The organism is Micromonospora sp. NPDC048843, assembly GCF_040649965.1.
In the GTDB taxonomy this organism is placed as follows: Bacteria; Actinomycetota; Actinomycetes; order Mycobacteriales; family Micromonosporaceae; genus Micromonospora; species Micromonospora hortensis.
Genome location: NZ_JBEZGJ010000346.1, coordinates 1 through 2,780, shown reverse-complemented (window position 1 = coordinate 2,780; position 2,780 = coordinate 1). Strand labels below are relative to the sequence as shown.

Sequence of the window (2,780 nt, the reverse complement as noted above, 5' to 3'; positions counted from 1 at the left end):
GGTGGGTTGCCGGTGGTGGGGGGTGGGAGTGCGGCGTATGTGATTTATACGTCTGGGTCGACGGGGCGACCGAAGGGCGTCGTCGTCACCCACGAGGCAATCGGCAGGCTCGCGACAGAGCAGCGGCGCTGGCTTGGCATACGGCCCGGTAGCCGGGTCCTCCAGTTCTCCTCGATCGGGTTCGACGCCTCCGTGTGGGAATGGGTGGGCGCCCTGCTCAACGGAGCCGCGTTGGTCTTTCCGCCCGATGGTGAGTCCGAGGCGGGACCGAGACTAGGCTCGCTGCTGGCCCGTGCCGACATCACCCATGTCACGCTGACACCGGGCGCGCTGGCAGCGATGGCTCCCGCCGACGTCCCCGCCACCACCACTGTGGTCACCGCGGGCGAAGCCCTCGATGCGGACCTGGCCGACCGGTGGAGTAGGGCGCGCAGGCTTTTCAATGCCTACGGGCCGACCGAGGCGACCGTGTGCGCTGCCATCGCGTCGGTCGTACCAGGCGCCGACCCGCCACCGATCGGTGCCCCCCTGCCCGGCATCCGCACCTATGTGTTGGACCACGGGTTGCGCCCGGCGCCGGTCGGAACCTCCGGCGAGTTGTACCTGGCGGGTGTGGGGCTGGCTCGTGGCTACCTGCGTCGACCCGGTCTGACGGCCGAGCGGTTCGTCGCCTGCCCGTTCGGCGGATCTGGCGAGCGAATGTACCGGACCGGCGACATCGTGCGGTGGCGGCCCGACGGCGCCCTCGAGTACGTGGGCCGGGTCGATGATCAGGTCAAGCTGCGTGGCTTCCGGATCGAACTCGGCGACGTGGAGGCGGCGCTGCGCCGGGTGACCGGTGGAACCGCTCTGGCGTTGGTCCGCGAGGACCGTCCAGGCGACCGCCGGCTGGTGGGGTACGTCTGCCCGGACGATGACGCGGTGCTGGACGGCGGTGAGGTGCGGCAACGGCTCGGCGCGATGCTGCCCGCGTACATGGTGCCCGCCGCCGTCGTGGTGCTACGCCAGTTCCCGCTGACGGTGCACGGCAAGTTGGACCGCAGAGCGCTGCCCGCCCCGGAACACCGCGCCGACCCCGGTCGTCGGGTCCGCTCCGGCCGTGAGGAGATCCTGGCGTCGATGTTCGCGGACGTCCTCGGCCTCGGCTCCGTCGGTGTGGCGGACAGCTTCTTCGAACTCGGCGGACACTCCCTGCTGGCCACCCGGTTGACGAGCCGGATCAGGTCCGCGCTGAACGTGGAGCTGTCGGTTCGCGATGTCTTCGAGGCGCCGACGGTGGCGCAGCTCGCCGAGCGGCTACTCGGCGCCCGGCAGCGTCGTCAGCGGTTGGTGCCTCGTCCACGTCCGGACGAGATTCCCCTGTCGTATCCCCAGCGCAGCCTGTGGTTGGTGGCCGAGATCGAAGGACGGACGGCGACGTACAACGTGCCGATCGTGCTCCGTCTGTCCGGTCGGCTCGATGTGGCTGCGCTGCGCGCCGCCCTCGCTGACCTGGCGACACGGCACGAGGTGCTCCGGACGATCTTCGCCACCCACGACGGTAGGCCGCTCCAGGTCGTCCTGCCGCCGAGGCAGGCCCGACCGGACTTCCGGGTGGAGCCGGTCGCCGAGCCGAGGCTCGCGGAGCGGATCGAGGCTGTGGCTTCCCACGCCTTCGACCTGGCGGCCGAGATTCCGATACGCGCGTGGCTGTTCGAGCTGGCTCCGCAGGATCACGTGTTCGTGGTGGTCGTGCATCACATCGCCGCGGACGGATGGTCGGTTCCGACACTGATGAACGACCTGTCGGCCGCTTACACCGCTCGTCGTGCCGGACAGGTGCCCGCGTGGGACCCGCTGCCGGTGCAGTACGCGGACTTCGCCCTGTGGCAGCGCGAGTACCTGGGCTCCGCTGACGATCCCGGCAGCGTGACGGCGACGCAGCTGGAGTACTGGCGGACGGCGCTGGCCGGCACGCCCGAGGAGCTGCCCCTTCCCACCGATCGCCCACCGTCCGCTGCGGCCAGCCACGTCGGCGGAAGCGTCGGGATCCGGCTCGACGGTGACCTCCACCGGGCGTTGGCCCGCCTGGCGGCCGAAAACGGCGGGACGATGTTCATGGTGTTGCAGGCCGCTCTGGCGGCGCTGCTGACCAGGTATGGAGCCGGCACCGACGTGCCCATCGGCACCATAGTGGCGGGTCGCGAGGACGACACGCTCGACAACCTGATCGGTCACTTCGTCAACACGCTGGTGCTGCGCACCGACACGTCCGGCGCCCCGACCTTCGTCGAACTGTTGCGCCGGGTGCGCGAGACCGACCTGGAGGCGTACGACAACCAGGCGGTTCCGTTCGAGCTACTGGTCGAGGACCTGAAGCCGGCGCGGTCGCCGTCCCGGCACCCGCTATTCCAGGTTCTCCTGGTCGTGCAGGACGCGACGGCTGTGGTGCTGGACCTGCCCGACGTCGACTGTGCCTCGCTGTCGGCCGGCCCGGAACCGGCAAAGTTCGACCTTTCGGTGAGGTTCGAAGAAGATCGGGGACCGGACGGCCGTCCGTCGGGCATGACGGGCACCGTACTTTACCGTCGGGACTTGTTCAGCCAGGACGGGGCACACGGGATCGCGCTGCGCCTTCAGCGGTTCCTGACGGCGGTGGCACGGGATCCCCAGCTCCGTATCGACAGTGTGGACCTGTTGGATGTCGCGGAGCGTGGGCGGTTGTTGGTGGAGTTTGGGGATGGTGGTGTGGTTGGTGGTGGGGGTTCGGTGGTGGGTTTGTTTGGTAGGCGGGTGGTGGG

General features: G+C 69.7%; 1 protein-coding gene. It reads left to right on the top strand.

What is annotated here, in order from left to right:
- Positions 1 to 12: 12 nt before the first annotated feature.
- The coding region (locus AB0C20_RS35910; RefSeq protein ID WP_357569688.1) for an amino acid adenylation domain-containing protein at positions 13 to 2,780 on the top strand (2,768 nt) is incomplete at its 3' end.